Source organism: Mesorhizobium sp. P160219, from assembly GCF_057786095.1.
On the sequence record NZ_JBYNWG010000001.1, the window covers coordinates 4,327,351 to 4,354,133 of the forward strand.

The window sequence follows — 26,783 nt, forward strand, 5'->3', positions numbered from 1 at the left end:
CAAGTCACGTTTCAGGCACTTCCATCAGGCGACACTGACAGATCGGGTTCGAACCCTTCGAACGTCATCTGGTCGGCGTATTTGAAAGTGAGATCCACCGCCGGCTGGTCATGCACCGTCCAGGTGATGACAGGCATTTTAAGCCTTTCGCGCACGAAGCTGACGAACGGGTTCGGCAGATCGCCCGCGGCATAGGAGGTGAAGGCGAGGTCATGTGCCAGCATGGCAAAATGCGCCTCGATCAACTGATTGTCCCTGCCGTAGGCGGTCAGCCCACCCGGAATGCCAGGCGCATCCCTAGGGAAGTCGCGGACCAGCCAGTGGTCGAACGACATGATCGCCGCCTTGCCCTTGTAGCGCTCCAGCATCTTGCCGACGCTTGCCACCAAGCCCTCGTCGTAACCGGGCACACCCTTCAGTTCGACAATCATCGGCACACGGCCGTCGACCAGGTCGAGCGCTTCTTGCAGTGTCGGCACATGGTCCTTGGTGCCGCCGATCCTGAGCGCCGCCAGTTCCGCTGCCGTGCGCTGCCAGACAAAGCCGTCCTGGCCGGTCAGCCGCTTGAGGTCGCCGTCATGGATGATGACGGGAACGCGGTCGGATGAGAGGTGCACGTCGCATTCGATCGCATAGCCGCGCTCGGCGGCAGCAGCGAAGGCCGACAGCGTGTTTTCCCAGCGCGTCTTGTTCATGTCGTGAAAGCCGCGATGCGCCACCGGCCGGGCGGTCAGCCAGGAAAGGTCGGTCATTGTCTTGGTCCTGCTCATGCGACCTCGAAGACGGCTTCGATTTCCACTGCGGCATTAAGCGGCAGACAGGCGGTGCCGACGGCGGAGCGGGCATGCTTGCCGCGCTCGCCAAGGGCCGCGACCAGGAAATCGGAGGCGCCATTGGCGACCAGATGCTGCTCGACGAAATCCGGCACTGATGCAACAAAGACGGTGATCTTGACCAGCCGCTGGATTTTTTCGAGATCGCCAAGTGCTGCTTTTGCCTGCGCCAAGATGTTGATTGCACAGTACTTTGCGCCTTCCTTGCCGGTTGCCGTGTCGACGTCGCGGCCGAGCAGGCCGCTTGCCTGCAGCTTGCCGTCCTTGAGCGGCAACTGCCCGGCGGTGAACAAAAGATTGCCGGACCTGCAATAGGGCACATAGTTCGCGGCGGGCGCTGCGGCGGCAGGTATCGTCACGCCGAGATCGCTTAGCCGCTTTTCGATTGTTTCACTCATGGTATTTCCCTATTGCTTGGAGACGCCGCGCTGGCCGGGCCGAAATTGCTATTTTTGCCTCGCTTCCGCCACGACTTTTTTTAAGCTGGACCATCTTTACCTGCGGCCTGCCATCAGCTGCGACGATCGGAGCCCCTTATGCGCGCAACGCGCCTTGCCTTCCACGCCGTTCTCGTTCCGGTGCTGTTCTCGATGGCTCCGGCCTTTGCCGTGCCGGCGCTGCAGGCGCATCGCGCCGTCTACGATCTTACCCTCGACAAGGCGTCGGACCGCTCGGGCATCACCGGCATTTCCGGCCGCATGGTCTATGAGTTCAACGGCTCGCCCTGCGAGGGCTATACGGTAAAATTCCGTTTCGTCACCCAGATCGCCACCGGCGACAACACCAGGCTGACCGACCAGCAGACGACCACGTTCGAGGACGCCGAAGGCAAGACCTTCTCGTTCGTGACCAAATCCTTCGTCGACCAGAACCTCGACAAGGAGGTCAAGGGCACCGCCACGAAAGAGACCAAGGGCCTCAAGGTCGACATCGACAAGCCCGAGAAGAACAGCCTGGAACTCGCCGCCACTCAGTTCCCGACCCAGCATCTGGTCGAACTGATCGGCAAGGCCGAGAAGGGCGAGAATTTCTACGAAACCAGCCTGTTCGACGGTTCGGAGGATGCCAACAAGGTGATGACCACCACCGTCATCGTCGGCAAGAAGGCCGAGGGCGACAAGGCCGACCCCGAAGCGCCGGCGCTGGCCAAGCTTGCAGGCGACAAATACTGGCCGGTCGACATCGCCTATTTCGACGAGACCGACAAATCGGGCGAAGAGGTGCCGGAATACCGCATCAGCTTCAAGCTGCACGAGAACGGCATCACCCGCGACCTCACAATGGACTATGGCGAGTTCTCGATGACCGGAAAGCTGGTCAACCTGTCGCTGTTCGATCAGACCAAGCCTTGCCCGGTCTCGAAATAGCAACAATGCGGCGCTGGCCACGGCAGGCTTGATGGCAGTTCCCGATGGCGGTCTATGTCGATGCGGCGATCTGGAAATGGGCCGGCCATCGCTGGTGCCACCTGATGGCCGACGATACGGACGAACTGCATCGTTTCGCCGCCGAGCTTGGCGTCAAGCGTTCGTCCTACCAGGGGCCGCCCAGGACATCGGCGCCGCACTATGACATAACCGGCTTCGAGCGCGACCGGGCGGTGCGGCTCGGCGCCATCGAATGCAGCCGCGAGGAGATCGTTGCGATCTTCAGGCGCGTACGGGTACCCAACGGAAAGGGCCGATCGTGACCCTAACGGCATTCCTGGCTTATTGCCTTGCCATCACACTTGCCGCCGCCACGCCGGGACCGGCGATGTTCACGGTGATCACCAACGGCGTGGCACGCGGCTTCCTGCGTGCGTTCGTCGCCGGAATGGGCATTGCCGCCGGCGATGCCGTGCTGGTCACCCTGGCACTGCTCGGGCTGGTGGCGCTGGCCCAGACCTTCGAATGGGTGTTTCTCCTGTTGAAATACGCCGGTGCGGCCTACCTGATTTTCCTCGGCATCAAGATGTGGCGGGCCGCGGCCGCGCAATCGGCCGCGCAAGGAATCCCCCAAACCGGATTGTCGCGGTCGTTCCTGCTTGGCGCCTCCGTGGCGCTCGGCAACCCGAAGGCGATCCTGTTCCACGCCTCGATCATGCCGCTGATCCTCAACCTCGACACCATGACGTTTGCCGACGGCCTGCTGGTGGTGGCAGTCGTCGTCGGCGCCAATATTCTCACCATTGGCATCTACGCCGCGCTGGCGGGCAGGGCATCCGGCTGGCTCAGGACGCCCGAACGCATGCGGCTGATTAACCGGTTCGCCGGCAGCGCCATGATCGGCACCGGAGCGCTGATTGCCGCACGCTGAGCGATGAAGCACCTCACCGCTTGCGTTTGCAGCGCTTCCCCTCTATATGCGCGCTCATTCCACACACGGACTTTGGTGTCTGCCCGGGAGAAATCCGGCTGAAACCTCCGGTGGCGTTCGAGGACAAAGTCCAAAAATGCCTGTGTCCGTGGAGGCTAACCGGAAAAGGAACTAAGAATGGCACTGCCTGATTTCAGCATGCGCCAGCTTTTGGAAGCTGGCATTCACTTCGGCCACCAGACCCACCGCTGGAACCCGAAGATGGCGCCTTACATCTACGGCGCCCGCAACAACATCCACATCATCGACCTGTCGCAGACGGTGCCTTTGCTGCACCAGGCTCTGAAGCAGGTTTCCGACACCGTTGCCAAGGGCGGCCGCGTGCTGTTCGTCGGCACCAAGCGCCAAGCGTCCGACATCGTCGCCGACGCCGCACAGCGTTCGGCCCAATACTATGTCAACTCGCGTTGGCTCGGCGGCATGCTGACCAACTGGAAGACGATCTCGAATTCGATCCAGCGCCTGCGCAAGCTCGACGAGATGCTGGCCGGCGAAGCCCAGGGCCTGACCAAGAAGGAACGCCTGAACCTCGACCGCGAGCGCGAGAAGCTCGACAAGGCGCTCGGCGGTATCAAGGACATGGGCTCGACGCCCGACCTGATGTTCGTCATCGACACCAACAAGGAAGCGATCGCCATTCTCGAGGCCAAGCGCCTCGGCATTCCGGTCGTTGCCATCATCGATTCGAACTGCGATCCGGACAAGATCGACTTCCCGATCCCCGGTAATGACGACGCGGCGCGCGCCATCCAGCTCTATTGCGACCTGATCGCCAAGGCTGCCATCGACGGCATCGCCCGCCAGCAGGGCGCGCTCGGCGTCGACATCGGCGCCTCGGTCGAAGCTCCGGTCGAACCGGCGCTTGATCCGGCTCCGGCCCCGGCTGCGGACGCTCCGGAAGCTTGACAATCGAAGGCCGGTTGCGGCCTTCATCATTCTCATATTTGGCACGCTAGACGGACGCATCACCGAGTACCGGTGGTGCGTCGGTGCATTTAAAACAAAGAGGCGACAATGAGCATTTCGGCTGCACAGGTCAAAGAACTCCGCGACTTGACCGGCGCGGGCATGATGGACTGCAAGGCGGCGTTGACCGAGACCAACGGCAACATCGAAGAGGCCGTCGACTGGCTGCGCAAGAAGGGCATTTCCAAGGCCGACAAGAAGGCTGGCCGTACTGCCGCCGAAGGCCTGATCGGCGTCGACTCCGGCGTCCGCGAGGCCGCCATCGTCGAGGTTAACTCCGAGACCGATTTCGTGGCCCGCAACGAGCAGTTCCAGGAGATCGTTCGCAATGTCGCCAAGGTCGCGCTTGCTTATGGCACGACGGAGGCTGTCTCTGCCGCAAAGTATCCGGGTTCGGACAAGTCGGTCACTGACACCATCAAGGACGCCGTTGGCACCATTGGCGAGAACATGAGCTTCCGCCGTTCGGCCAAGCTCACCGTCCCGCACGGTGCTGTCGCAACCTACGTCCACAATGCGGTTGCCGATGGTCTTGGCAAGCTCGGCGTTCTGGTCGCGATCGAGACGACGGGCAATGAGCATGCCGCCAACGCCTTTGGCCGCCATGTCGCCATGCATGTCGCCGCCACCAACCCGCTGGCGTTGACCGCCGAGCAGATCGATCCGGCAGCGGTCGAGCGCGAGAAGGCGATCTTCGCCGACCAGGCGCGCCAGTCCGGCAAGCCGGAAGCGATCATCGAAAAGATGGTCGAAGGCCGCCTGCGCAAGTTCTACGAGGAAGTCGTGCTCCTCAAGCAGGCCTTCGTGCTCAATCCCGACATCACTGTCGAGCAGGCGCTGAAGGATGCCGAGAAGGACATCGGCGCTCCGGCCAAGATCTCCGCCTATCTGCGCTTTGCGCTGGGCGAAGGCATCGAAAAGGAAGAGACCGATTTCGCGGCGGAAGTCGCGGCGGCGGTGAAGAAGTAGTTTTAAAAATAGCCCCGAAAAGGGCTTCTCAGCTCAGGCAACTCGGCCGGGTGTCCGCAAGGATGCTCGGCCGATTTCTTGTGCGGTGTCGATGAAGGCCCTGAGCTTTGGCGCCATCGACGCCCTGCGCGGGAAGTAGAGGAAGAGGCCGGGCTCCTCGATCGCCGTTTGCGGCAGGATCTGAACGAGGCGGCCGGCGGCCAATTCCGCGCGCACCAGCGGCTCGAACACATAGATCAGCCCGACGCCGGCAAGCGCAAGGTCGATCGCGGCCAGCGAATCGGTAACGATGACCGTACCCTTCGTCTCGGCCACGACATCCTTGCCGTCCTCGGTCAGGTCCCAGCGATAGAGTGCGCCGGAGCGCACAAGCCGGTAGCCGACGCAATTGTGGTCCGAAAGATCCGTCACACCGCGCGGACGGCCATGCCGGCCGACATAGGCGGGGGAGGCGACGATCACGGCGTTGAATGGCGGCGTCAGCCGGACCGTGACCATGTCCTGTGCGATCATCTCGCCCAGCCGGATGCCGGCATCAAAACCCTCGCCGACAATGTCCACCAGCTCCTGGTCGATGAGCAATTCGATGGTCACATCAGGATAGCGTTCAGCCATCGCGGCGACCACGGGAGTGACGGCAAGTGGAACGGCGATGTTGGGAACGTTCAACCTGAGCAAGCCGGAGGGCCGGCCCTTGATGGCTCGGATGCGGTCCATCCGGTCGGCGATATCCTGGAGAGCAGGGGCTGCCGTCTCCACCAGCGCCTTGCCGGCTTCCGTCAGCGAGACGCTGCGCGTGGTGCGCGCAAACAGCGGCTGGCCGATCCGCCCCTCCACGAGGCGCACCGCATGGCTGACGGCGGATGGGGACATGCCCAGTTCGGCCGCGGCAAGCGCAAAGCCGCCGCGTCGGGCAACGGCGACGATGACAGGCAAATGACTGAGCAGATCCCGGTCCATTCATGCATGATATCGCATAGTCCTTGCAAACACTTCAATCTTCTCGATGCCGACAGGCTGACCCATATTGCCATCACCGATGCACAAAGGAGAAGAGAGATGGATGCCTTGAAACACGCTACCTTCGCCGCAGGCCTTGCCCTAGCGCCGGTCGATGCCGGCGGCGCCGAGCCGTCCGGTTGGCGCGCGCTCGCCGACGAACGCGCCGTCATCCGCATCGCCGATGCCATCGACCGTGCCGTCGATGCGCAGGACTGGAAGCTTGCCCGCTCCTATTTCGCCGACCGTGTCACCGTCGACTTCAGCAGCCTGTCAGGACAGCCTGCCGCCACCATCCCCTCCGACAATCTGATCGGTACCTGGGCCGGCAACCTCAGGGGCAGCAAGACCAGCCTGCATCTGCGCACCAATCACCAGGTGATCTTTGAGGCGGACGCGGCGACCGTCTCTTCGAACGGCTATGCCTGGAACCGGATGGAAGGCAATGGCGACCCGCTGTGGGAAGTCTGGGGCACCTACGAGCACCATCTGGTTCGCTCCGGGACCGGCTGGAAAGTCGACGGCTTCGTTTTCCGCGCCACGCATGAGCGCGGCAATCCCTGGGTCAAGATGACGCCTGGCCAGTGAGCCGGCGTCAAGAAATCAGGATAGGAAAAACACCATGACCATGAGCTATTACACACTGGGCAACAGCGGCCTGCGCGTCAGCCGGCTGGCACTGGGCACCATGACCTTTGGCACCGAATGGGGCTGGGGCGCGGACAGGGAAACCGCGCGCGCCATGGCCGACGCCTATGTCGAGGCCGGCGGCAATTTCTTCGACACCGCCGACCTCTACACCGGCGGCACAGCCGAAACCTGGCTCGGCGAATTCATCGCCGAGCGAGGCTTGCGCGACAAAGCGGTGATCGCCACGAAATTCACCTTCAACGCGGAGCCCGGCAATCCGAACGCCGGCGGCAATGGCCGCAAGAACATCTTGCGCGCCGTGGACGCTTCCCTGAAGCGGTTGGGCACTGATTATATCGACCTCTACCTCCTGCATGTCTGGGACGGGCTGACGCCGGCCGAGGAGGTCATGCGCACGATGGATGATCTCGTGCGTGCGGGCAAAATTCGCCATGTCGGCCTGTCCGATGTGCCGGCCTGGTATGCTGCCCGCGCGCAGACGATCGCCGAGTGGCGCGGCTACGAGCCGGTGTCGGCCCTGCAGCTTGAATATTCGCTGGCGGAGCGTTCGATCGAAAATGAGTTCGTGCCCTTCGGCACCCGCCATGGCGCAGGAATCATGGTGTGGAGCCCGCTGGCCAGCGGGCTGCTCAGCGGCAAGTACCGGCCGGCGCAGGACGGCCATGTCGGCCGGCTCGACGGCTTTCGCAACACCACTCATCCGGGGTTCCAGAAGTTCACCGAGCGCAACTGGGCGATCGTGGCGGAACTCGAAAAAGTGGCCGCCGAACTCGGACACAGCATGGCGCAGGTCGCGCTCAACTGGGTGGCAACGCAACCGGGCATCGCCACCGTGATTCTTGGCGCCACCAAGCTGGCGCAGTTGCAGGACAATCTGGCGGCGTTGGATTTCACGTTACCCGCCGAGCTTCGCGCGCGGCTGGATACGGTCAGCAAGACACCGCCGCCATTCCCGTACGCCTATTTCGGGTCCGACATACAAGCCCGGGTTACCGGCGGCGCCGTGACCGGCGACAAGCCGTTGGGTTATGCGCCGCCGCTGCTGGTCGAGGGCGACGCCGTCAGCATCACCAGCAACTGACGGGCCGCGACGGGAAGGCGGAATTGGGCGAGGGGCGCCGCGTGACATCGCGGCGCCCTTCGTGTATCGGAACTCGGCATCGCGCCAGCGGCGGCGCCCGCGCGAGGGCGGCCTGCCCAGGCTGCCACACGCAATAATGACGAGGTCCAGATGACGGCAAAGCCCCTCTATCGACGTGTCCTGCTGAAAGCGTCGGGCGAAGCGTTGATGGGCGAGCAGCATTTCGGCATCGATGTCTCGGTGGTCGACCGAATCGCCGCCGACATCGCCGAAGCCCGCGCACTTGGTATCGAGGTCGGCGTCGTCATTGGCGGCGGCAATATCTTTCGCGGCGTGGCGGTGGCATCCAAGGGCGGCGACCGTGTCACCGGCGACCACATGGGCATGCTGGCCACCGTCATCAACTCGCTGGCGCTGCGCACCTCGCTGAACAAGATCGGCGTCGACGCCGTCGTGCTGTCGGCTATAGCCATGCCCGAACTTTGCGAGAGTTTTTCCCAGCGCCAGGCCACCGCCTATATGAACCAGGGCAAGGTCGTCATTTTCGCCGGCGGCACCGGCAATCCGTTCTTCACCACCGATTCGGCCGCGGCCTTGCGCGCCGCCGAGATCGGCGCCGACGCGCTGTTCAAGGGCACCCAGGTCGACGGCGTCTATTCGGCCGATCCCAAGAAGGATCCGAATGCGACCCGCTTCGAGCGCATCAGCCATGCCGAAGTCATCAACAAGGGCCTTTCGATCATGGATACCGCCGCAATTGCACTTGCGCGCGAAAACAACATCCCGATAATCGTCTATTCGATCCACGAAAAAGGTGGTTTCGGCGATATTCTGCGGGGCGGCGGCCGTTGCACGATCGTCGCCGACGAATAATCCGGAGTATACTCTCCTAAAAAGGCTCAGTTTTCGAAAGAGGGTCCGGATATAGGCCCTAAGCAGTGAACCCGGATCAAACGGGTCGAGGAGACTAAGATGAGTGGTGAGTTCGACGACCTCAAGCGGCGCATGGATGGCGCGATCGCCGCCTTCAAGCACGATCTGGCTTCGCTGCGCACCGGCCGTGCCTCCAGCAATCTGCTCGACGCCATCCAGGTCCAGGCCTACGGCACCACCATGCCCATCAACCAGGTGGCGAACGTGTCGGTGCCGGAGCCGCGCATGATCTCGGTTTCGGTATGGGACAAGTCGATGGTCGGCGCGGTCGACCGTGCCATCAGAGAATCCAATCTCGGCTTCAATCCGATCGTCGACGGCACCAATCTCAGAATTCCGCTGCCCGAGCTCAACGAGCAGCGCCGCAAGGAACTGGTCAAGATTTCGCATGGCTACGCCGAGAACGCCCGCGTCGCGGTGCGCCATGTCCGTCGCGACGGCATGGACTTCTTGAAGAAGGCGGAAAAGGACGGCGACATCAGCGAGGACGATCAGCGCAAGCGCTCCGATCAGGTCCAGAAGCTGACCGACGAAACGATCAGCACCATCGATCACCTGCTTTCCGATAAGGAAGCTGAAATCATGCAGGTCTAGGGTCGGCCCACACCGGCCCGAAAGCGAGACAATGGCAACGCCCGCGCATGTCGCGATCATCATGGATGGAAACGGACGCTGGGCCAAGGCGCGCGGCATGCCGCGGCTTGCCGGCCATCGCGCCGGCGTCGAAGCGCTGCGCAAGACGGTGCGCGCCGCGCCCGGTCTCGGCATTTCCTTCCTGACCGTCTACGCCTTTTCGTCGGAAAACTGGTCGCGGCCCAAGGCCGAAGTCAGCGACCTGATGGGGCTTTTGAAGCTGTTCATCCGCCGCGATCTGGCCGAACTGCACCAGAACGGCGTGCGCGTCAGGATCATCGGTGACAGGGCGGGGCTGCAGCCGGACATCAGGGGCCTGCTCGAAGAGGCCGAATCGCTGACTGCGCGCAATGAATTGCTGACCTTGGTCATCGCCTTCAACTATGGCGGGCGCGACGAGATCGTGCGCACGGCACGCAAGCTCGCAGCCGCAGTGGCGCGCGGCGAGATCGACGCAGAGGCGATCACGGCAGACACTTTTGCCGGCGCCCTCGACACCGCAGGCATTCCCGATCCGGAGCTGGTCATCCGCACCAGTGGCGAGCTTCGGCTGTCGAACTTCCTTCTGTGGCAGGCAGCCTACAGCGAACTGGTTTTTCTGCCTTGCTACTGGCCTGACTTCAGCCGCGAACACCTGGCCGACGCATTGCGCGATTTTGCTGGCCGCGAGCGCCGTTTTGGCGGGCTTGCCGCTCAAGATGTCGCTGCCTCGTGATCGGCGGCGGGATGAACAATCTTCAGCTTCGCATCGTCTCGGCGCTGGTGCTGGCCGCAATAGCGCTTGGCCTGACCTGGTTGGGAGGGCTGTGGTTCCGCCTGCTTTGCGCCGGGATATCGGCGGTCATCTTCTATGAATGGGCGCGCATGTCGCGCCCCTTGGCCGGTGCGACCCTCGGCTTCATTCCCGAAGCGCTGCTTCTGGTTTTCGTCGTCGCCCTGGTTGCAGGCGTGCCGGCATCGTGGCTTCTGTCTCTTGTCCTGGCCATGGTTGTGGTCGCTGCTGTCGGCGCCCGTATGCGTGGAGCGGCGCAATGGGATGCAGCCGGTCTTGCCTACGCGGCTTTGTCCGGCTTATCGCTGGCGCTGCTGCGCGGCGGCGACCATCCCGGCCTGGTCGCAATCCTGTTTCTGTTCGCCGTGGTCTGGGCGACCGACATCTTCGCCTATTTCGTCGGCCGCTCCGTCGGTGGGCCCAAGCTCGCGCCATCTATATCCCCCGGCAAGACGCAGAGCGGCGCGCTTGGCGGCGCTGTCGGCGGCGTGGCCGCCGGCGTGCTTCTGGCTGCCGCCGCCGGGGCCGGCAATCTTGGCGTCCTCGCCTTGGTTGCGCTGGTGCTGTCGATTGTTGCCCAGGCTGGCGATCTCTTCGAATCCTGGGTCAAGCGCCGCCACGGCCGCAAGGATTCAAGCGCGTTGATACCCGGGCATGGCGGTGTCATGGACAGGGTGGACGGGCTTGTCGCGGCGGCTTTTGCCCTATACGTGATCGGCTGGATTTCGGCGGGCGCCGATCATCCGGCGCAGGGGCTGTTTCCGGCTTGAGTGATATTTCACGGCGAAGAAATGGCGCACGCCACGGATTCGCCTGGATTGATGTCACAGTCGCGGCGACACCTTTTGCCGCGGGTGAATTTGAGGGCATGAGTTGAACGAAATTCTTCACGCGTTTTTCAGCACGGAAGGCTTTGTCCTCGGCACGCTGGTGCCGTTTCTGTTCGTGCTGACCGTGGTCGTCTTCATTCACGAAATGGGCCATTACCTGGTCGGCCGCTGGTGCGGCATTGGCGTGAAGGCCTTTTCGATCGGCTTCGGCCCCGAACTTCTCGGCTTCAACGACAGCCACGGCACGCGCTGGAAGCTCTGCGCCATACCGCTCGGCGGTTATGTCAAATTCGTCGGCGACATGAGCGCCACGTCGAGCCAGCCGAGTTCGGAAGATCTGGAAACGCTGACTGACGCTGAACGCAAGGTCGCCTTCCACACGCAACCCATCTGGAAACGCGCCGCCACGGTGGTGGCCGGACCGCTGTTCAACTTCCTTTTGACCATTGCCGTCTTTGCCGTGCTGTTTTCCCTCTATGGCCGCCCTGTGTTTGAGCCGATGGTGGCGGCGGTCACCGCCGGCAGTCCAGCCGCAACGGCCGGCATTTTGCCAGGCGACCGATTCGTCGCCGTCGACGGCAGCAAGGTTGAGACCTTCGCCGACGTCCAGCGCCTAGTTTCGGGCCGCGGCGGCGACGCCATCACCTTCACCATGTTGCGCGAGGGCAAGGAGGTCACGGTCGTCGCGACGCCGGAGCCGATGGAGCAGCTGGACGCACTGGGCAACAAGGTCAAGGTGGCCGTCATCGGCGTCGTCAACAACAAGGATGTCGGCCAGCCCAGGCTGATCACCTACAGCCCTGTCGGAGCAGTCGGCGCCGCGGTCGAGGAGACGGGGCACGTCATTCAGCGCACCGGCCAGTTCCTGCAGCGATTCGTTGTCGGCCGCGAAGACAAATGCCAGCTGGGCGGCCCGATCAAGATCGCCAAGATGTCGGGGCAGGCGGCAAAGCTGGGCTTCCTATGGCTGGTGCAACTCGTCGCCGGCCTGTCGGTCGGGATCGGAATTCTGAACCTTTTGCCGATTCCCCCCCTCGACGGCGGCCATCTCCTGTTCTACGCACTCGAAGCCGTTTTCCGGCGTCCGGTATCGGAGCGGATGATGGAAATGGGATACCGGGCCGGCCTCTTTCTGGTGCTGGGATTTATGGGCTTCGTCTTCTGGAACGATCTGTTTGGGTGCTGAAATCATGAAGAAATTTGGCTTCAGCACCGGCAATGTTGAGACGCCGTTTACCATGCACGGGGGTATGCGTGACGCGAAAGCCACGCATCAGGGTTAAGTAATTACAAATTAACCAGAAGCCTTGCGTGTAGGGAAAATCCGGTTAATACGGTAGGAGAAATTACCGCACGTCCGGTTTTCTCGCCGTGGGGACTTCGAGAAAAGGTACAAAAGCCCGATGAAGGCAGCATCCAAATTTTTGAGCGCCGCGTCCGCGGTGGCTATGTCCGCCGCTCTGGTTGTACCAGGTGCGCTCGCCGTGCAGTTCGTTGCCACATCTGCGGCGCAGGCAGCCGTTGTCTCGAGAGTCGAGGTCAGCGGCAACCAGCGTGTCGACGCCGACACCATCCGCAACTACATCACGATCAAGCCGGGCAAGGCGTTTTCCAGCGCCGATATCGACGATGCGGTCAAGGCGCTGTTCGGTACCGGGCTGTTCTCGGACGTGCAGATCAATCAGGTCGGTTCGACGCTGGTGGTCAAGGTTGCCGAATATCAGGTCGTCAACCAGGTTCTGTTCCAGGGCAACAAGAAGCTCAAGGACAATGCGCTGGCAGTCGCCGTGCAGTTGAAGCCGCGCGGGACGTTTTCGCAGGCAACGCTGGACTCCGATGTCGAGGCGGTGAAGGCTGCCTACAGGCGGATTGGCCGCGATGACGCCACTGTCACGACGCAGATCATGGATCTCGGCGACAACCGCGTGAACGTGGTCTTCAACATCAACGAAGGCGGCCGCACCAAGATCGCCGCTGTCAATTTCGTCGGCAACAGCGCCTATTCGAGCCGCCGCCTGTCCGACGTCATCGCAACCAAGCGCTCGAGCTTCTTGTCCTTCGTGCTGCGTGACGACGTCTATGACGAGGACAAGCTCCGCGCCGACCAGGAATCGCTGCGCCGCTTCTATTACAATCACGGCTATGCCGACTTCCAGGTGGTCTCAGCCGTCGGCGAGCTCGACGACACGACCAACCAGTACACCGTTACCATCACCGTCCAGGAAGGCGACCGCTATACGTTCGGCGACGTCAGCGTCGAGAGCACCATTCCCGAAGTCGACTCGAAGGCGCTGGAATCGGTGGTTCAGACCCACAAGGGCGACGTCTACAACGCCAAGAATGTCGAGGACACCATCATCGCGCTGACCGAAAAGGTCGCGGGTTCGGGCTATGCCTTCGCTCAGGTGACACCGCGCGGTGATCGCAACTTCGAGAACCACACCATTTCGGTCGTCTATACGATCGACCATGGCACCAAGGCCTATATCGAGCGCATCGAAATCCGCGGCAACGACCGCACGCGCGACTATGTCATTCGTCGTGAGTTCGATGTCAGCGAGGGCGACGCCTTCAACCAGGTACTCATCCAGCGCGCGAAGAAGCGACTGGAAAAGCTAGATTACTTTGAGAAAGTCGACGTTTCGACTGTCCCGGGTTCTGAGCCAGACCAGGTCGTGCTCGTGGTTGACGTAGTCGAGAAATCGACCGGCGAGTTCTCGGTTGGCGCAGGTTATTCGACAGGTGGCGACACTGCCGGTCCGTCCGTCGAAGGTTCGGTCGCGGAGCGCAACTTCCTCGGTCGCGGCCAGTACATCAAGGTTTCGGCGGGTGGCGGCAAGAATTCGCGGGACTACAGCCTGTCCTTCACCGAACCCTATTTCCTGGGGCGCCGTATCGCCGCCGGCTTCGATATCTTCCAGCAGACCCGCAACTACGACCACTATGACAGCGAGACGCTGGGTGCGACGGTGCGCTTCGGCCTGCCGATCACCGACAACATCTCGACGCAGTTGGCGTACAATATCGCCCAGGAGAAGTACAAGCTCGACGACGGTTGCGATGATACTCCCCACGATGAGATTCCGGACGCTGACTGCCACATTTCTAAAGCCATCGTCGAGGGCATCAATGATAGCCCGTGGATCAAGTCGTCGGTCAGCCTGGGACTGGTCTACAACACCATCGACGACATGAAGAGCCCGCATGAAGGCATCTACGCCACCACGACCGTGGAAGTGGCCGGCCTTGGTGGCGATGCCAAATTCGTCAAGGTTACCGGTCGTGGCACTGTCTACCAGACGCTGTCCGAACAGCTGGATCTGGTTGGCCTGATCTCAGGCGGCGCTGGCCATATTCAGGGCTTCGGCGGTGACGGCTTGCGTATCTTCGATCAGTTCCAGAGCAGCGACCGCATGATCCGCGGCTTCGAGTATGGCGGCATCGGCCCTGCCGATATTACGCCGGGTTCTGGTGGTGATCACCTCGGCGGCACCACCTATTTCAATGCGTCGGCGGAAGCTCAATTTCCGATACCGGTCATTCCGGAAAGCTTTGGTGTGCGCGGCGCTGTGTTTGCTGATGCCGCCACACTGTACGGCAGCAAGATCGACACCGCCGGCGTCGATCAGGCCTCGGTCGATATGAAGTTGCGCGCCTCGGTTGGTGTCGGCTTGTTGTGGTCATCGCCCTTCGGCCCGATCCGCATTGACTACGCGATGCCCGTCAAGAAGGAAAAGACCGACGACGTGCAGGAATTCAACTTCGGCATGTCGAGCCGCTTCTGATCTTGCGGTAACGATGCTTCCGGGCCGTTGGGGTCCGGAAGAGAATTGATCCGACCTAGCTGGATATTGCTTCTGGAATGACCGATCCGGTGTTCTTCGCGCCATCACGCCGGTATACGGCCGGCGAAGTCGCGAATCTGACCGGCGCGTCGCTCGTTGATTCCGACCTCGCCCACATATCGATCGATGCGTTGGCGCCAGCCAATGAAGGCGGCGAGGGTGCGCTCGTCTTCGTCGACGGCAAGCGCAATTTCGCGCTGATGCAGTCGCTGAAGGCGGCGGCCGTGTTTTGCCCCGCCGAGTTCGCGGGCAAGGCGCCGGCCGGCATTGCGGTTCTGGTGCATCCGCGCCCGCAGCAGGCCTTCGCCATGATCGGCCGGCTGCTGTTCCCGACAGCGGCTACGCCGGGACCGATGACCAGCGAAACCGGGGTCTCGCCGCAAGCTCATGTCGATGCCACGGCGCATATCGAGGCAGGCGCGATCATCGAAGCCGGAGCGGTCATCGGGCCGCGTGCTTCCATAGGCAGCGGAACAGTCATTGCCCCCCACGCCGTAATCGGTCCCTCCTGCCAGATCGGCCGTGACGGCTACATCGGGCCGGGTGTCAGTGTTCAGTACGCGCTGATCGGCAACCGCGTCATCATTCATGGCGGCGCCAGGATCGGCCAGGACGGCTTCGGCTTTGTCGGCGGCGCCAAAGGACCCGAGCGTGTGCCGCAGGTCGGCCGCGTCATCATCCAGGACGATGTCGAAATCGGCTCGAACACGACCGTCGATCGCGGCGCCATGTCGGATACGGTCATCGGTCAGGGCACCAAGATCGACAATCTGGTGCAGATCGCCCATAACGTTCGCATCGGCCGCAATTGCATTATTGCCGGGCTCTCTGGTATTTCCGGCTCCGTCACCGTCGGCGACGGTGTCACCATGGGCGGCGGCGTTGGCCTTGCCGATCATTTGACCATCGGATCAGGGGCCAAGCTTGCTGCAAGAAGCGGGTTCATGAGCAACGTGCCGGCGGGCGAGATCTGGGGAGGCTATCCGGCGCAGCCGATGGCGGAAGCCATGCGCGAGATCGCCATGCTGAGGAAGCTCGCCAGGACGCGCAAGCAGGGCGAAGGGGGAAGTAGCTGAGATGGTGCCGGCGACGCTCGAAGCGGTCGATATATTGGGGTTGATGAAGCTTTTACCGCATCGCTATCCCTTCCTGATGATCGATCGCATCATCGAAATCGACGGCAATGATTCTGCCATCGGCATCAAGAACGTGACCATCAATGAGCCGCATTTCCAGGGCCATTTCCCGGATCAGCCGGTGATGCCGGGCGTGCTCATCGTCGAGGCCATGGCGCAGACCGCCGGCGCGATCTGCATCCGTAACCTCAACACGGAAAAGCCGTCGCTGGTCTATTTCCTGACCATCGATAATGCGAAATTCCGCAAACCGGTCGTCCCGGGCGACCAGTTGAAAATCCACGTCAAGAAAATCAAGATGCGCGGCAACCTGCTCAAATTCGCCTGCGAGGCCATGGTGGAGGGCACAAAGGCCGCCGAAGCCGAGATCTCGGCAATGATGGTTACCGGCTGACGGTTCGAAATGCTCATGAAAATACAGACTTCAATCCACCCCTCGGCCGTCATCGAGGCCGGCGCGCAGATCGGCGAAGGCGCCGCAATAGGACCTTTCTGCTATGTCGGCGCTGACGCCGTGATCGGTGACCGCGTCGAACTGGTCAGCCATGTCTCGGTGCTGGGCGCGACAACCATTGGCGCCGCGACCAAGGTCTATCCAATGGCGACACTGGGCGGACCGCCGCAGAACACCAAGCACAAGGGCGGCCGCACCACTTTGGTCATCGGCCAGAACTGCACGATCCGCGAAGGCGTGACCATGCATCTCGGCACCGATTCCAGCCGCGGCGAGACGACCGTCGGCGACAACGGCAATTTCCTTGCCTATGCCCACATTGCCCATGATTGCGTCGTCGGTAAAAACGCCACCTTCGCCAATGGCGCGACCCTGGGCGGCCATTGCGAGGTCGGTGACAGCGTTTATATCGGCGGCCTCAGCGCCGTTCATCAGTTCGTGCGTGTTGGTGACAACGCCTTTCTCGGCGGCTGCTCGGCTTTTGTCGGCGATGTCATTCCCTACGCCATTGCGGTGGGCAATCGCGCCAGCCTGCGTGGACTCAACATCATTGGCCTGAAGCGCGCCGGGTTGCCGCGCGCAGAAATCTACCTGCTGCGCAAGGCTTACAAGACCATCTTCGACCGCTCCCGCACTGTCGGCGAGAACATCGAATTCGCCAAGGCCGAGTTTGCGTCGTCGCCGACGGCCATGAAAATCATCGATTTCATCACCAGTCGCGGCAAGCGGCATTTTGCCGTCCCGTCGCTTAAGGGTGGCGACGGCGACGATGCCGATGACGAAGGCTGAGGCCACTTCAACGGGCCTCGAACTTGCGCCGGACGCCAGGGTCGGCATCATTGCCGGCGGCGGTAGCTTGCCGGTCGAAGTTGCCGCCGGCCTGGCGGAGGCCGGACATCGGCCTGTCATCATCCTGGTCGAAGGTCAGGCCGACCGTCAGTCCGACCTCACAATCTATGAGCGTGAAAGCCTTGCGCTGGAAGACATCGGCTCGCTGGTTGCGTTGCTGAGGCGCCGGCGGATCACCCATCTTGTGCTTGCCGGCGAGATCAGGCGCAGGCCGCGGTTGGTCGACATGCGTCCGAACCTTGGGCTACTGGCACTTATACCCTCGCTCGCCATGGCGCTTGCCCGCGGCGATGACGGGCTGTTGAAGATATTGACCCGCGGCCTGGAGGCACGGGGCGTCAAGGTCGTCGGTGCGCATGAAGTCGTGCCCCGGCTCGTCGCGGCCGAAGGGCCGCTGACCAAAGCAGTGCCGCGAAAGTCCGACTGGCGCGATATCGAGGCGGCACACGCGGCGGCAAAGGCCATCGGCGCGCTCGACATTGGCCAGGCGGCAATTGCCATCGGTGGCCGCACTGTTGCCCTGGAAGGCGTCGAGGGCACCGACGGACTGCTCGAGCGGACGCAGCAGTTGCGCGGCCATGGCAGGCTGGCCGGCAAGACGCGCGGTGTCCTGGTCAAATGCGCCAAGCCTGGCCAGGAATTGCGTGCCGATCTGCCATCTATTGGCCCCCGGACCGTCGAGGCGGCGCATGCCGCGGGGCTCGCCGGCATTGCCGTCGAAGCCGGCCGTTCGCTCATCCTCGAAGGCCCCGCCGTTGTCGCGCACGCCAATGCGCTCGGCCTGTTCGTGTTCGGCCTGCCGGCTGCGGGGGCTGTCCATGGCAGCTGAGAAGCCGCTGAAGATTGCCATCGTCGCCGGCGAAGAATCCGGCGACCTGCTGGGCGCCGACATCGTGCAGGCGCTGAAGCGCATGACCGGGCGCGAGGTGCAACTCGTCGGCATTGGCGGGCGGCATCTGCAGGCGCTCGGACTGGCGCCGCTGTTCGATGGCGCCGAGATCGCGCTGATGGGGCTCAGCGCCATCCTGCGTGACTTGCCGCGCCTGATGCGGCGGATCAGCCAGACGGCAAGTGCTGTCGCCGCCGAAAAACCCGACTGTCTGATCACCATCGACAGCCCTGATTTCTCGCTGCGCGTCGCCAAAAAGGTCCGCGCCGCCGATCCGTCAATCCCGACCGTCCATTATGTCTGCCCGAGCGTCTGGGCGTGGCGGCCGGGTAGGGCGGCCGCGATGAAGCCCTATGTCGACCACATACTGTGCATCCTGCCTTTCGAGGTAAAGGAGCTCAGCCGTCTCGGCGGCCCGCCCGGCACTTACGTCGGACATCGCCTCACGCATGATCCAGGCGTGCTGGGCGCGGCCAGGGCGCAAGCCCAGCCACGCGATCTCTCGGCCGATCACGTCAAGACGCTGCTCGTCCTGCCAGGGTCGCGGCGCGGCGAGGTCAGCCGGCTTATCGGTCCGTTCGGCGAGACGGTGTCGGCGCTGCGCGCGCGTGGCCACCGGCTGCGGCTGTTGCTGCCGACGGTGCCGCATGTCGCCGAACTGGTCAAAACGTCGGTGGCGCGCTGGGATCAGGAGCCGGAGGTCATCCTTGATCCCGAGCGCAAATGGCAGGCCTTCGGCAAGGCCGATGCGGCGCTGATCGCGTCTGGAACGGTTTCGCTGGAACTGGCATTGTCGGGTGTACCGATGATCTCTTGCTACAAGTTCGATCCGATCATGCTGATGGCGCAGAGCCTGATCACGGTGTGGAGCGCCGCTTTGCCCAACCTTATCGCCGACCGGACGGTCGTGCCGGAAAGCTACAACCAGTATGTGCGGCCGCACTATCTGGCGCGGCAGCTCGAGGCACTGTTTTCAGACACCGCCTACCGCGCCTGGCAAAAGGACGGCTTTGCCGAAGTTGCCAGGCGTATGGCAACCGACAAGCCGTCCGGCGATATCGCCGCGGATGTCGTTCTTCGCCACATCGGGAGAGCGAATAAGGCTTAGTAAGGAGTGAACGATGAATAGTGAATAGCGAATAGTGAATAGTGAATAGTGATTAACGCGCTCTCGCTATAATCAAGCTGCTACTTACTACCTGCTACTTACTACCTGCTATTCACTACTTACCATTCACCATTCACTCTCTTTCACCTTTTCGCAATCGGCACGTAGTCGCGTTCCGGGGCACCGGTATAGAGCTGGCGCGGACGGCCGATCTTCTGGTGGGGATCCTCGATCATTTCCTTCCACTGCGCGATCCAGCCGACGGTGCGCGCGACCGCGAACAGTACGGTGAACATGGTGGTGGGGAAGCCCAGCGCCTTCAGCGTGATGCCGGAATAGAAATCGACGTTCGGATAGAGCTTCTTCTCGATGAAGTAGGAATCGGTCAGCGCGATCTTTTCCAGCTCCATGGCGATATCGAGCAGCGGATCGTCCTTGATGCCGAGTTCGCCCAGCACCTCATGCGCCGTCTTCTGCATGATTTTCGCGCGAGGATCGTAGTTCTTGTAGACGCGATGGCCGAAGCCCATCAGCCGGAACGGATCGTTCTTGTCCTTGGCGCGGGCGATGAATTCCGGGATGTGGTCGACATGGCCGATCTCGCCCAGCATGTTGAGCGCCGCTTCGTTGGCGCCGCCATGCGCCGGGCCCCACAGGCAGGCGATGCCGGCGGCAATGCAGGCGAACGGATTGGCGCCCGACGAGCCGGCAAGGCGCACCGTCGAGGTCGAGGCGTTTTGTTCGTGGTCGGCATGCAGGATGAAGATGCGCTCCATGGCGCGCGCCAGCACCGGATTGATCTTGTATTCCTCGCACGGCACCGCAAAGCACATATGCAGGAAGTTGGCGGCGAAGTTCAGCTCGTTCTTCGGGTAAATGAAGGGCTGGCCGATATGGTATTTGTAGGCCATGGCCGCAATCGTCGGCATCTTGGCAATCAGCCGCATCGAGGCGACCATGCGCTGATACGGATCCGAAATATCGGTGGAGTCGTGATAGAAGGCCGACAGCGCGCCGACCACGCCGCACATCACAGCCATCGGATGCGCGTCGCGGCGGAAGCCGGTGAAGAAGCGCGACATCTGCTCGTGCACCATGGTGTGGCGCGTCACCCGGTAGTCGAAATCGTCCTTCTGCGCCTTGGTCGGCAGTTCGCCGTAGAGCAGGAGGTAGCAGACTTCGAGGAAGTCGCCATGCTCGGCCAGCTGGTCGATGGGGTAGCCGCGGTGAAGCAGGATGCCGGCATCGCCGTCGATGAAGGTTATCGCCGACTCGCAGCTCGCCGTCGAGGTGAAGCCGGGATCGTAGGTGAAGGCGCCGGTGGTGTTGTAGAGCGCACCGATGTCGATGACGTCGGGCCCGACCGAGCCGCTCCGCACCTTGAATTCATGCGTCTTGCCGGCCAGTTCGAGCGTGGCAGTCGACGGGTGCGTCGTCTTGCTGCCGGTTTCCAGTCTCGTCGCAGCTTCGCTCATTCTCAAACTCCTTCATCTTCCTCATGCCGGCAAGGCAATTCCTGCAAACGACACGTCGAAATCACCGGAATGCGCGAACTCGCCACCGCATTTAGGAAGTGCGTGCCAGATTGGGCCAAGGCCTAATGTTGCACTGCGAAACCCGCCTTTCAATGCCAATCTTTTTGGGCCAGCTCGCTCCTAATCGATTTGATCCGCAATCCGCGCCAGGCTTTCCTCGCGGCCAAGCACGGCAAGCACGTCGAACACGCCGGGCGAGGTGCTGCGGCCGGTAAGGGCCGCCCGGAGCGGTTGGGCCACGGCGCCGAGCTTGTGGCCGCCGGCCGCTGCGAACTTGCGCACCGCGGCTTCAGCCGCGGCAGCCGACCAATCGCCCGAAACAGTCTGCAAAGCGGCATGTGCGCCGCGCAGGATCGCGCGCGCGTCGGCACTGAGCAGTGCTGCCGCCTTCTCGTCGATCGGCAGCGGCCGCTCGACGAACAGGAAGGCAGCGCCATCGGCCAGTTCCACCAGCGTCTTGGCGCGCTCTTTCAGGCCAGGCAAGGCGGCCAGCAGCTGCGCCTTCCTGGCGTCGTCGAGACGGGCGGCGATAGCAGATCCGCCTTCGAGGTATGGCAGAGTGGCGACGAAAATGTCGAACAGCTCGGTATCGGCCATCTTGCGCATATGCGCGCCGTTGATTGACTCGAGCTTGGCGAAGTCGAAGCGCGCCGCACCCTTGTTGACATCGCCGATGTCGAACCACGAAATCATGTCCTTGATCGACATGATCTCGTCGTCGCCATGGCTCCAGCCGAGCCTTGCCAGATAATTGAGCAGTGCCTCGGGCAGATAGCCCATGGCGCGATAAGCCTCGACACCGAGTGCGCCGTGCCGCTTCGACAGCTTGGCGCCGTCGGCGCCGTGGATCAGCGGGATATGCGACATCGACGGGACGTCCCAGCCCATGGCGTTGTAGATCACCGTCTGGCGCGCGGCGTTGGTCAGATGGTCGTCGCCGCGGATGATGTGGGTGACGCCCATGTCATGGTCGTCGACGACGACGGCATGCATGTAGGTCGGATTGCCGTCCGAGCGCAGGATGATGAAATCGTCGAGGTCCTTGTTGGGGAAGCGCACCTCGCCCTGCACACGGTCGTGCACCACGGTTTCGCCCTCGGTCGGCGCCTTGATGCGGATGGCGCCCTTGACGCCGGGAGGCGCCTCCGAGGGGGCACGATCTCGCCACTGGCCGTTGTAGCGCGGCGGCAGGCCCTTGGCGCGTGCGGCCTCGCGCATCGCCTCGAGCTCGGCAGGCGTCTCGTAGCTGTAATAGGCCTTGCCCAGGCGCACCAGCTCCTCGGCCACCTCACGGTGGCGCGGCGCGCGCTCGAACTGCGATATGGCCTCACCGTCCCAGGAAAGGCCGAGCCAGGTCAGCCCATCCAGAATGGCCTGTGTCGCCGCCTCGTTGAAGCGTTCGCGGTCGGTGTCCTCGATGCGCAGCACCATCGTGCCGCCGGTGTGCTTGGCGTACAGCCAGTTGAACAGCGCCGTGCGCGCGCCGCCGATATGCAGATAGCCGGTGGGCGAGGGGGCAAAACGGGTGACGACCGTGTCGGACATGGAACTCTCGGGAAGCCTTGGAAAGCGGAGCGTGATCGCGCGGACTTTCGCGCTTTGCGCGTTCATGTAGCATAGGGGGTCTGGGGCGCAAGGGGCAGACCCGATGGCTGGATGAGGCCGGGGGCACGTCGGCAATTATCGGTTGCGTCAACTGGCGGTGGAGCCTTGTAGCACAAAAATCTGTTCGCACCTCCGCGCAACCTCATTTGGCAGCAGCGTCAATGTCTGGGTTTCATTCGGCTGCAGCGCCCGTCACAGTGCCTGGAACATCGCTGCGACGGTGGTAGCCCCCTCTGACGAGCGGACATTTCTTCACGGATGCGGCACTGCCCGACACAACGCCGCCGTGACAGCGTTGGCTTGGTCACGCATATTGACCTTTCTGCAATCATTATCGTGAACACCGCAACTGTGTGCGGTCCGGCCTCGCCACGAAGGAGGAATGATTGAAAGAAGGACTACCGATGACCAGAAACGCCGACCATACGGAGGGTGATCCGTTCTACCATGGTACCCGGGCGGATTTGAAACCCGGGGATCTGCTGAGCGTCGGCCACCCTTCCAATTTCAGAGGTAAACCACTGTCATGGATCTATTTCACCCAGACACTGGAAGCCGCCATCTGGGGAGCAGAGCTTGCAACGGGTGACGGTCGTCAAAGGATTTACATCGTAAAGCCGACGGGGTTTTTTATGGATGACCCTAACCTGACCGATAAAAAATTTCCCGGTAATCCGACGAAATCCTACCGCTCCCGTGATCCGTTGCTCATCCTGGGGGAGCTCGCTGAATGGCAGGGTCATACACCGGAACAATTGAAGGCAATGCACGATGGGCTTGCTCGCCTGAGGGCGGAGGGCCGGGATATGATTGAGGATTGAGCGTCCTTGGCGAGTGATCGTCAATTCCGGCGCGGTGGACGCGACCGCACGGACTTTCGCACTTTGCGCGTTCATGTAGCATAGGAGGTCTGGGGCGCAAGGGGCAGACCCGATGGCTGGACGTGGCCGGGGCACGAAGGAAGGCGAAGGCGGCGAGGCAAGCGTCAGCGAACGCTCGCTGTTTGCCGATAGTCCCTATGCCGAGCCGCTGCCCCTCGCGCTGCCTGAGCCGCATCCCGGCATAGCGCCCGCGCTGCCCGGTCACGCCTTGCCGGCGCAAGTCACAGCGCCCGGATCTATCGCCCGACTGCGCAGACGGCTTCGCCGCCCGTCATGGCCCGCGCTCCGCCGCAGCCTTGCCGTGGCCGCCAACACGGAGCTCGACCGGGGCGTCGCCTTCCTGCTGGTCCCGGTTTTCCTGGCAGCCGGCGTCATCGTCTACTTCTCGCTGGCCGGCGAGCCGGGCTTTGCGCAGCCAATCGCCATTGTGGTGCTGGCGACATGTTGCGCTGTCGCCACGCGATCGCGGCCGAGGACGCATCTGTTCTGCATGGCCGCGATGCTGTGCGCGCTCGGCGTCGTCGCCGCCAAAGTCGAGACTTGGCGCGCCGGAACGCAGATGCTCGGCTCCGAGATTCAGACACGGCTGACCGGCCGCGTCGTCAGTCTCGAACAGATGGAAAGCGGCCGCATCAGGCTGACGCTCGATGTGGTTTCGACCGCTTACCCCGAGCTGCGCTACGCCCCGGAGCGGGTCAGGCTCTCGGCGCGGACCGTTCCCGCCGATATGACCGCCGGCTCCCTGATCACCGGCTATGCCAGGCTGTTGCCGCCGACCGGTCCGGTGCGGCCGGAGAGCTACGATTTCTCCTTCGACAGCTATTTCACCGGTATCGGCGGCAGCGGCTTCTTTCTCGGCAATCCGAAAACCATTGCTACGCAGGGACCGCCGCCGCTGACCGCGCGGCTCTCCTCGGCAATCGAGAACGCGCGCGAAAACATTGCCGACCATATCAGGGGCAAAATCGGCGGCGCCGAAGGCGAGATTGCCGCGGCGTTGATTGTCGGGGTGCGCGCCGGCATCCCGGACGAGGTCAACGAAGCGATGCGGCGCACCGGCATCTACCACATCATCTCCATCTCCGGCCTGCACATGGCGCTGGTTGCCGGCACCATCATGGCGTTGCTGCGTGGCGCCTTTGCGCTGTTTCCCGATTTCTCTTCGCGCCGCCCAGTCAAGAAATATGCAGCAGTGGCAGCACTCGTCTCCATCGCCGCCTATCTCGTCATTTCAGGCGTCGTGGTTGCCGCCGAGCGCAGCTTCATCATGCTGGCGGTCATGCTTGTCGCCGTGCTGTTTGATCGCGCCGCACTCACCATGCGCAATCTGGCGATCTCCGCCATTGCCGTCATCCTGGTGTCGCCGCACGAGGTGGTCGGTCCCAGCTTCCAGATGTCGTTTGCTGCCACCGCCGCCCTTGTCGGCGCCTATGCCGGCTGGGCCGATTACCGCGCCGACAAGGTGAGAACGCCGCCGGCAAAGCGCTCCTTCGTCGGCTTCCTGTCGCGAAAATTCGCGCTGGCCATGGGCGGCCTCGCCATGACCTCGATCATCGCCGGCAGTGCAACCTTGCTGTTCGCCATCTGGCATTTTCAGCGTGTGTCGCCGCTCAGCCTGATCGCCAATCTGGCCGTGATGCCGATTGTTTCGTTGATCGTCATGCCTTTTGCCGTGCTCAGCGCACTGGCGATGCCGTTCGGCGCCGACGGGCCGTTCCTCTATGTGATGGGCAAGGGTCTGATGGCGATGATCGCTATATCGGCCTGGATTTCCGAGCGCTCGCCGGTCGACGCCGTCGGGCTGATCTCCATCCGCTCGGTGCTGTTGGTGGCGGTCGCCCTCGTCATCGCCACCATGGCCACCACCTGGCTCAGGTTGGCGGCCGTGCCTTTCGCGCTGGCCGGCCTGTTGACGGTGCCGCAGGTGCTTACGCCCGACGTGCTCATATCCGAGGATGCGCATCTGGTGGCCATGCCGATCGGTGGCGGCGAACTCGCCCTCAACCGCGAACGCTCCAACGAATTCACCACGGACAATTGGAAACGGGCGCTGCGGGCCGAAACCATTATCCCACCTGAGATTTTCGAGTCAACAGATACGCGGTTCGATCTCGATCCGCTCGATCTGCCGCCCGGCTCGCCCTTCTATTGCACCGGCGATCTCTGTATCGCCCGGCACCCTTCCGGAGCCATTGTAGCGCTTGCGAAAGACCGCAAGACGGCGCGGCCGGCCTGTGCCTTCGCGAGCCTGATCGTCATCGATGACGCCACCGCCTACAATCCGTGCCGCGACCCGCTGGTGCTGGTCGTGACGAAGAAACAGCTGGCCCGCGACGGCAGCGCCGCCGTCTTCTTCGATCCGCAATCGGCAGCTGCAGCGCCAACCATCCGCTTCGCCGTCGACAAGCCGTATCGCCCCTGGCACGAGCAACGCCGCTTCTCCCGCGAAGCGCGCGGCCTGCCGCCTTACAACCAGCGTGAAAAGTACAAACCCAAGCCGGCTCAGTAGCGCCGGATCAATCCGACAAGCTTGCCCTGCACCTTCACCCTGTCCGGTCCAAAAATGCGGGTCTCGTAGGCCGGGTTGGCGGCTTCCAGGGCGATCGAGGCGCCCTTGCGGCGGAAGCGTTTCAGGGTCGCTTCCTCATCGTCGACCAACGCCACCACGATCTCGCCGGGGCTGGCTGTGTCGGCATTGCGGATGATGACCGTGTCGCCATCGAAAATGCCGGCCTCGATCATCGAATCGCCCTTGACCTCGAGCGCGTAGTGTTCGCCGCCCATGATCATATCGGGCGGCACCGAGATCGAATGGGTCTGATGCTGGATGGCGTCGATCGGCACGCCGGCGGCGATGCGTCCCATAACCGGGATTGAAATCGCGGAAACGGCATCGTCATTGCCGGCCGACATCGAACGCGACGGCGAGCCCGGCTTGATCTGGCGGCCGAGACCGCCTTGGCCCAACGCGCCTTGTCCTTGGCCGCCTTGCCCTTGGCCGGTTTGACCAAGACTGCCCTGAATGACGCTCGGCGAAAACTTCCTCGCCGCATTGAGGCCTGGTGCGATCGAGTCGGGCAGCCGCAGCACTTCCAGCGCGCGCGCCCGGTTCGGCAGCCGGCGAATGAAACCGCGCTCCTCAAGCGCCGTGATCAGGCGGTGGATGCCGGACTTGGAGGCGAGGTCGAGCGCTTCCTTCATCTCGTCGAAGGACGGCGGGATTCCGCTCTCCTTCAGGCGTTCATGGATGAACATCAGAAGCTCATGTTGTTTGCGCGTCAGCATCGCGGCCCCCAAGGGTTCTGAAACCAGAATCAGAAAAAACAAACCCAGAACAAACACTATCTGTTCCAGTTGTGTTCCGCAACCTTTTAAAGTTTAATGAATGTGTTGACGTTTTGTTCAGCGTAACGTTCGGCGCTGCGAGCGCCGCCTGCGCCCAGTTGCCAGCAACGG

At 62.7% G+C, this 26,783-nt stretch carries 26 protein-coding genes; 20 read left to right on the forward strand and 6 right to left on the reverse strand.

Annotated features, from left to right (window positions below):
• Positions 1-11: 11 nt before the first annotated feature.
• Both AC3EMP_RS20955 and AC3EMP_RS20960 read right to left on the reverse strand, forming a co-directional pair.
• On the reverse strand, positions 12-752 hold the full coding sequence (locus AC3EMP_RS20955; protein ID WP_023693440.1) for a glycerophosphodiester phosphodiesterase: 741 nt from the start codon (positions 750-752) through the stop codon (positions 12-14).
• Between the two features lie 14 nt (positions 753-766).
• A complete protein-coding gene (locus AC3EMP_RS20960; protein WP_023693441.1) occupies positions 767-1,231 on the reverse strand; it encodes a RidA family protein in 465 nt (154 codons plus the stop codon).
• Positions 1,232-1,369: 138 nt separating this feature from the next.
• Between AC3EMP_RS20960 and AC3EMP_RS20965 the strand changes: the two genes are divergently transcribed.
• The 5 genes from AC3EMP_RS20965 to tsf all read left to right on the forward strand — a co-directional run bounded on the left by AC3EMP_RS20965 (position 1,370) and on the right by tsf (position 5,126).
• The gene (locus AC3EMP_RS20965; RefSeq protein ID WP_023671019.1) at positions 1,370-2,200 is read left to right on the forward strand and encodes a cell envelope integrity EipB family protein; all 831 of its coding nucleotides are present in this window, start codon (positions 1,370-1,372) and stop codon (positions 2,198-2,200) included.
• 44 nt (positions 2,201-2,244) lie between these two features.
• Positions 2,245-2,523 (forward strand): DUF4031 domain-containing protein, encoded by a 279-nt coding sequence (locus AC3EMP_RS20970; protein WP_023671020.1) that lies wholly within the window; start codon positions 2,245-2,247, stop codon positions 2,521-2,523.
• Positions 2,520-3,131, forward strand: coding sequence for a LysE family translocator (locus AC3EMP_RS20975; RefSeq protein WP_023706228.1), 612 nt, complete (start codon positions 2,520-2,522; stop codon positions 3,129-3,131). Before AC3EMP_RS20970 ends, AC3EMP_RS20975 begins: the two co-directional genes overlap by 4 nt.
• Before the next feature lie 177 nt (positions 3,132-3,308).
• The gene (rpsB, locus tag AC3EMP_RS20980; protein ID WP_023671022.1) at positions 3,309-4,097 is read left to right on the forward strand and encodes a 30S ribosomal protein S2; all 789 of its coding nucleotides are present in this window, start codon (positions 3,309-3,311) and stop codon (positions 4,095-4,097) included.
• A gap of 108 nt (positions 4,098-4,205) precedes the next feature.
• Positions 4,206-5,126 (forward strand): translation elongation factor Ts, encoded by a 921-nt coding sequence (tsf, locus tag AC3EMP_RS20985; protein ID WP_023706229.1) that lies wholly within the window; start codon positions 4,206-4,208, stop codon positions 5,124-5,126.
• A gap of 33 nt (positions 5,127-5,159) precedes the next feature.
• On the opposite strand, the gene AC3EMP_RS20990 is transcribed toward tsf, so the two are convergent.
• Positions 5,160-6,086, reverse strand: a complete 927-nt coding sequence (locus tag AC3EMP_RS20990; protein ID WP_023712356.1) for a LysR substrate-binding domain-containing protein — start codon at positions 6,084-6,086, stop codon at positions 5,160-5,162.
• A 99-nt stretch (positions 6,087-6,185) separates the two neighbouring features.
• Here AC3EMP_RS20990 and AC3EMP_RS20995 point away from each other — a divergent pair, with 99 nt between their 5' ends.
• From AC3EMP_RS20995 to lpxB, 13 genes are all read left to right on the forward strand, one after another.
• Complete coding sequence (locus AC3EMP_RS20995) at positions 6,186-6,713, forward strand: nuclear transport factor 2 family protein (protein WP_023671025.1); 528 nt, start codon at positions 6,186-6,188, stop codon at positions 6,711-6,713.
• A 34-nt stretch (positions 6,714-6,747) separates the two neighbouring features.
• Positions 6,748-7,857, forward strand: a complete 1,110-nt coding sequence (locus AC3EMP_RS21000) for an aldo/keto reductase (protein WP_023715820.1) — start codon at positions 6,748-6,750, stop codon at positions 7,855-7,857.
• A 150-nt stretch (positions 7,858-8,007) separates the two neighbouring features.
• Complete coding sequence (gene pyrH, locus AC3EMP_RS21005) at positions 8,008-8,730, forward strand: UMP kinase (RefSeq protein ID WP_023671026.1); 723 nt, start codon at positions 8,008-8,010, stop codon at positions 8,728-8,730.
• A gap of 99 nt (positions 8,731-8,829) precedes the next feature.
• Positions 8,830-9,384: a ribosome recycling factor gene (frr, locus tag AC3EMP_RS21010; protein ID WP_023671027.1), complete on the forward strand. Its 555-nt coding sequence runs from the start codon at positions 8,830-8,832 to the stop codon at positions 9,382-9,384.
• A 31-nt stretch (positions 9,385-9,415) separates the two neighbouring features.
• On the forward strand, positions 9,416-10,138 hold the full coding sequence (locus tag AC3EMP_RS21015; protein WP_488494666.1) for an isoprenyl transferase: 723 nt from the start codon (positions 9,416-9,418) through the stop codon (positions 10,136-10,138).
• An 11-nt stretch (positions 10,139-10,149) separates the two neighbouring features.
• Positions 10,150-10,965 (forward strand): phosphatidate cytidylyltransferase, encoded by an 816-nt coding sequence (locus AC3EMP_RS21020; RefSeq protein WP_023696555.1) that lies wholly within the window; start codon positions 10,150-10,152, stop codon positions 10,963-10,965.
• A gap of 103 nt (positions 10,966-11,068) precedes the next feature.
• On the forward strand, positions 11,069-12,211 hold the full coding sequence (gene rseP / locus AC3EMP_RS21025) for an RIP metalloprotease RseP (protein WP_352711941.1): 1,143 nt from the start codon (positions 11,069-11,071) through the stop codon (positions 12,209-12,211).
• A 217-nt stretch (positions 12,212-12,428) separates the two neighbouring features.
• Complete coding sequence (gene bamA, locus AC3EMP_RS21030; RefSeq protein WP_352711939.1) at positions 12,429-14,810, forward strand: outer membrane protein assembly factor BamA; 2,382 nt, start codon at positions 12,429-12,431, stop codon at positions 14,808-14,810.
• Positions 14,811-14,887: 77 nt separating this feature from the next.
• Positions 14,888-15,946: a UDP-3-O-(3-hydroxymyristoyl)glucosamine N-acyltransferase gene (lpxD, locus tag AC3EMP_RS21035; protein ID WP_023724381.1), complete on the forward strand. Its 1,059-nt coding sequence runs from the start codon at positions 14,888-14,890 to the stop codon at positions 15,944-15,946.
• A gap of 1 nt (position 15,947) precedes the next feature.
• Positions 15,948-16,400 carry a 3-hydroxyacyl-ACP dehydratase FabZ gene (gene fabZ / locus AC3EMP_RS21040; RefSeq protein ID WP_023684696.1) on the forward strand — a complete coding sequence of 151 codons (453 nt, stop codon included), beginning with the start codon at positions 15,948-15,950 and terminating at the stop codon, positions 16,398-16,400.
• A gap of 15 nt (positions 16,401-16,415) precedes the next feature.
• Positions 16,416-17,249, forward strand: a complete 834-nt coding sequence (lpxA, locus tag AC3EMP_RS21045; protein ID WP_023706235.1) for an acyl-ACP--UDP-N-acetylglucosamine O-acyltransferase — start codon at positions 16,416-16,418, stop codon at positions 17,247-17,249.
• Complete coding sequence (locus tag AC3EMP_RS21050; RefSeq protein ID WP_352711937.1) at positions 17,236-18,138, forward strand: LpxI family protein; 903 nt, start codon at positions 17,236-17,238, stop codon at positions 18,136-18,138. The genes lpxA and AC3EMP_RS21050 overlap by 14 nt, the downstream gene beginning before the upstream one ends.
• Positions 18,128-19,306: a lipid-A-disaccharide synthase gene (lpxB, locus tag AC3EMP_RS21055; RefSeq protein WP_352536072.1), complete on the forward strand. Its 1,179-nt coding sequence runs from the start codon at positions 18,128-18,130 to the stop codon at positions 19,304-19,306. Before AC3EMP_RS21050 ends, lpxB begins: the two co-directional genes overlap by 11 nt.
• A 143-nt stretch (positions 19,307-19,449) precedes the next feature.
• Here the strand turns inward: lpxB and gltA are convergent, their stop codons facing one another.
• Both gltA and gltX read right to left on the reverse strand, forming a co-directional pair.
• Entirely contained in the window at positions 19,450-20,781 is a 1,332-nt protein-coding gene (gene gltA, locus AC3EMP_RS21060) for a citrate synthase (protein ID WP_023671037.1), read from the reverse strand.
• Positions 20,782-20,961: 180 nt separating this feature from the next.
• Positions 20,962-22,386 (reverse strand): glutamate--tRNA ligase, encoded by a 1,425-nt coding sequence (gene gltX / locus AC3EMP_RS21065; RefSeq protein ID WP_023706238.1) that lies wholly within the window; start codon positions 22,384-22,386, stop codon positions 20,962-20,964.
• A 464-nt stretch (positions 22,387-22,850) separates the two neighbouring features.
• Here gltX and arr point away from each other — a divergent pair, with 464 nt between their 5' ends.
• Together arr and AC3EMP_RS21075 are read left to right on the forward strand one after the other, a co-directional pair.
• Positions 22,851-23,267, forward strand: a complete 417-nt coding sequence (arr, locus tag AC3EMP_RS21070; protein WP_023696562.1) for an NAD(+)--rifampin ADP-ribosyltransferase — start codon at positions 22,851-22,853, stop codon at positions 23,265-23,267.
• A gap of 112 nt (positions 23,268-23,379) precedes the next feature.
• Positions 23,380-25,836 carry a ComEC/Rec2 family competence protein gene (locus AC3EMP_RS21075; protein WP_352711935.1) on the forward strand — a complete coding sequence of 819 codons (2,457 nt, stop codon included), beginning with the start codon at positions 23,380-23,382 and terminating at the stop codon, positions 25,834-25,836.
• On the opposite strand, the gene lexA is transcribed toward AC3EMP_RS21075, so the two are convergent.
• A complete protein-coding gene (gene lexA, locus AC3EMP_RS21080; protein ID WP_023684703.1) occupies positions 25,830-26,612 on the reverse strand; it encodes a transcriptional repressor LexA in 783 nt (260 codons plus the stop codon). The two genes, AC3EMP_RS21075 and lexA, sit on opposite strands and share 7 nt — an antisense overlap.
• Positions 26,613-26,783: the final 171 nt, after the last annotated feature.

Bases quoted from the DNA above. Each gene is read 5' to 3' on its own strand.
- AC3EMP_RS20955 (WP_023693440.1), bottom strand. From the start codon at position 752: ATGACCGACCTTTCCTGGCTGACCGCCCGGCCGGTGGCGCATCGCGGC.
- AC3EMP_RS20960 (WP_023693441.1), bottom strand. From the start codon at position 1,231: ATGAGTGAAACAATCGAAAAGCGGCTAAGCGATCTCGGCGTGACGATA.
- AC3EMP_RS20965 (WP_023671019.1), top strand. From the start codon at position 1,370: ATGCGCGCAACGCGCCTTGCCTTCCACGCCGTTCTCGTTCCGGTGCTG.
- AC3EMP_RS20970 (WP_023671020.1), top strand. From the start codon at position 2,245: ATGGCGGTCTATGTCGATGCGGCGATCTGGAAATGGGCCGGCCATCGC.
- rpsB (WP_023671022.1), top strand. From the start codon at position 3,309: ATGGCACTGCCTGATTTCAGCATGCGCCAGCTTTTGGAAGCTGGCATT.
- tsf (WP_023706229.1), top strand. From the start codon at position 4,206: ATGAGCATTTCGGCTGCACAGGTCAAAGAACTCCGCGACTTGACCGGC.
- AC3EMP_RS20990 (WP_023712356.1), bottom strand. From the start codon at position 6,086: ATGGACCGGGATCTGCTCAGTCATTTGCCTGTCATCGTCGCCGTTGCC.
- AC3EMP_RS20995 (WP_023671025.1), top strand. From the start codon at position 6,186: ATGGATGCCTTGAAACACGCTACCTTCGCCGCAGGCCTTGCCCTAGCG.
- AC3EMP_RS21000 (WP_023715820.1), top strand. From the start codon at position 6,748: ATGACCATGAGCTATTACACACTGGGCAACAGCGGCCTGCGCGTCAGC.
- pyrH (WP_023671026.1), top strand. From the start codon at position 8,008: ATGACGGCAAAGCCCCTCTATCGACGTGTCCTGCTGAAAGCGTCGGGC.
- frr (WP_023671027.1), top strand. From the start codon at position 8,830: ATGAGTGGTGAGTTCGACGACCTCAAGCGGCGCATGGATGGCGCGATC.
- AC3EMP_RS21015 (WP_488494666.1), top strand. From the start codon at position 9,416: ATGGCAACGCCCGCGCATGTCGCGATCATCATGGATGGAAACGGACGC.
- AC3EMP_RS21020 (WP_023696555.1), top strand. From the start codon at position 10,150: ATGAACAATCTTCAGCTTCGCATCGTCTCGGCGCTGGTGCTGGCCGCA.
- bamA (WP_352711939.1), top strand. From the start codon at position 12,429: ATGAAGGCAGCATCCAAATTTTTGAGCGCCGCGTCCGCGGTGGCTATG.
- lpxD (WP_023724381.1), top strand. From the start codon at position 14,888: ATGACCGATCCGGTGTTCTTCGCGCCATCACGCCGGTATACGGCCGGC.
- fabZ (WP_023684696.1), top strand. From the start codon at position 15,948: ATGGTGCCGGCGACGCTCGAAGCGGTCGATATATTGGGGTTGATGAAG.
- lpxA (WP_023706235.1), top strand. From the start codon at position 16,416: ATGAAAATACAGACTTCAATCCACCCCTCGGCCGTCATCGAGGCCGGC.
- AC3EMP_RS21050 (WP_352711937.1), top strand. From the start codon at position 17,236: ATGACGAAGGCTGAGGCCACTTCAACGGGCCTCGAACTTGCGCCGGAC.
- lpxB (WP_352536072.1), top strand. From the start codon at position 18,128: ATGGCAGCTGAGAAGCCGCTGAAGATTGCCATCGTCGCCGGCGAAGAA.
- gltA (WP_023671037.1), bottom strand. From the start codon at position 20,781: ATGAGCGAAGCTGCGACGAGACTGGAAACCGGCAGCAAGACGACGCAC.
- gltX (WP_023706238.1), bottom strand. From the start codon at position 22,386: ATGTCCGACACGGTCGTCACCCGTTTTGCCCCCTCGCCCACCGGCTAT.
- arr (WP_023696562.1), top strand. From the start codon at position 22,851: ATGACCAGAAACGCCGACCATACGGAGGGTGATCCGTTCTACCATGGT.
- AC3EMP_RS21075 (WP_352711935.1), top strand. From the start codon at position 23,380: ATGGCTGGACGTGGCCGGGGCACGAAGGAAGGCGAAGGCGGCGAGGCA.
- lexA (WP_023684703.1), bottom strand. From the start codon at position 26,612: ATGCTGACGCGCAAACAACATGAGCTTCTGATGTTCATCCATGAACGC.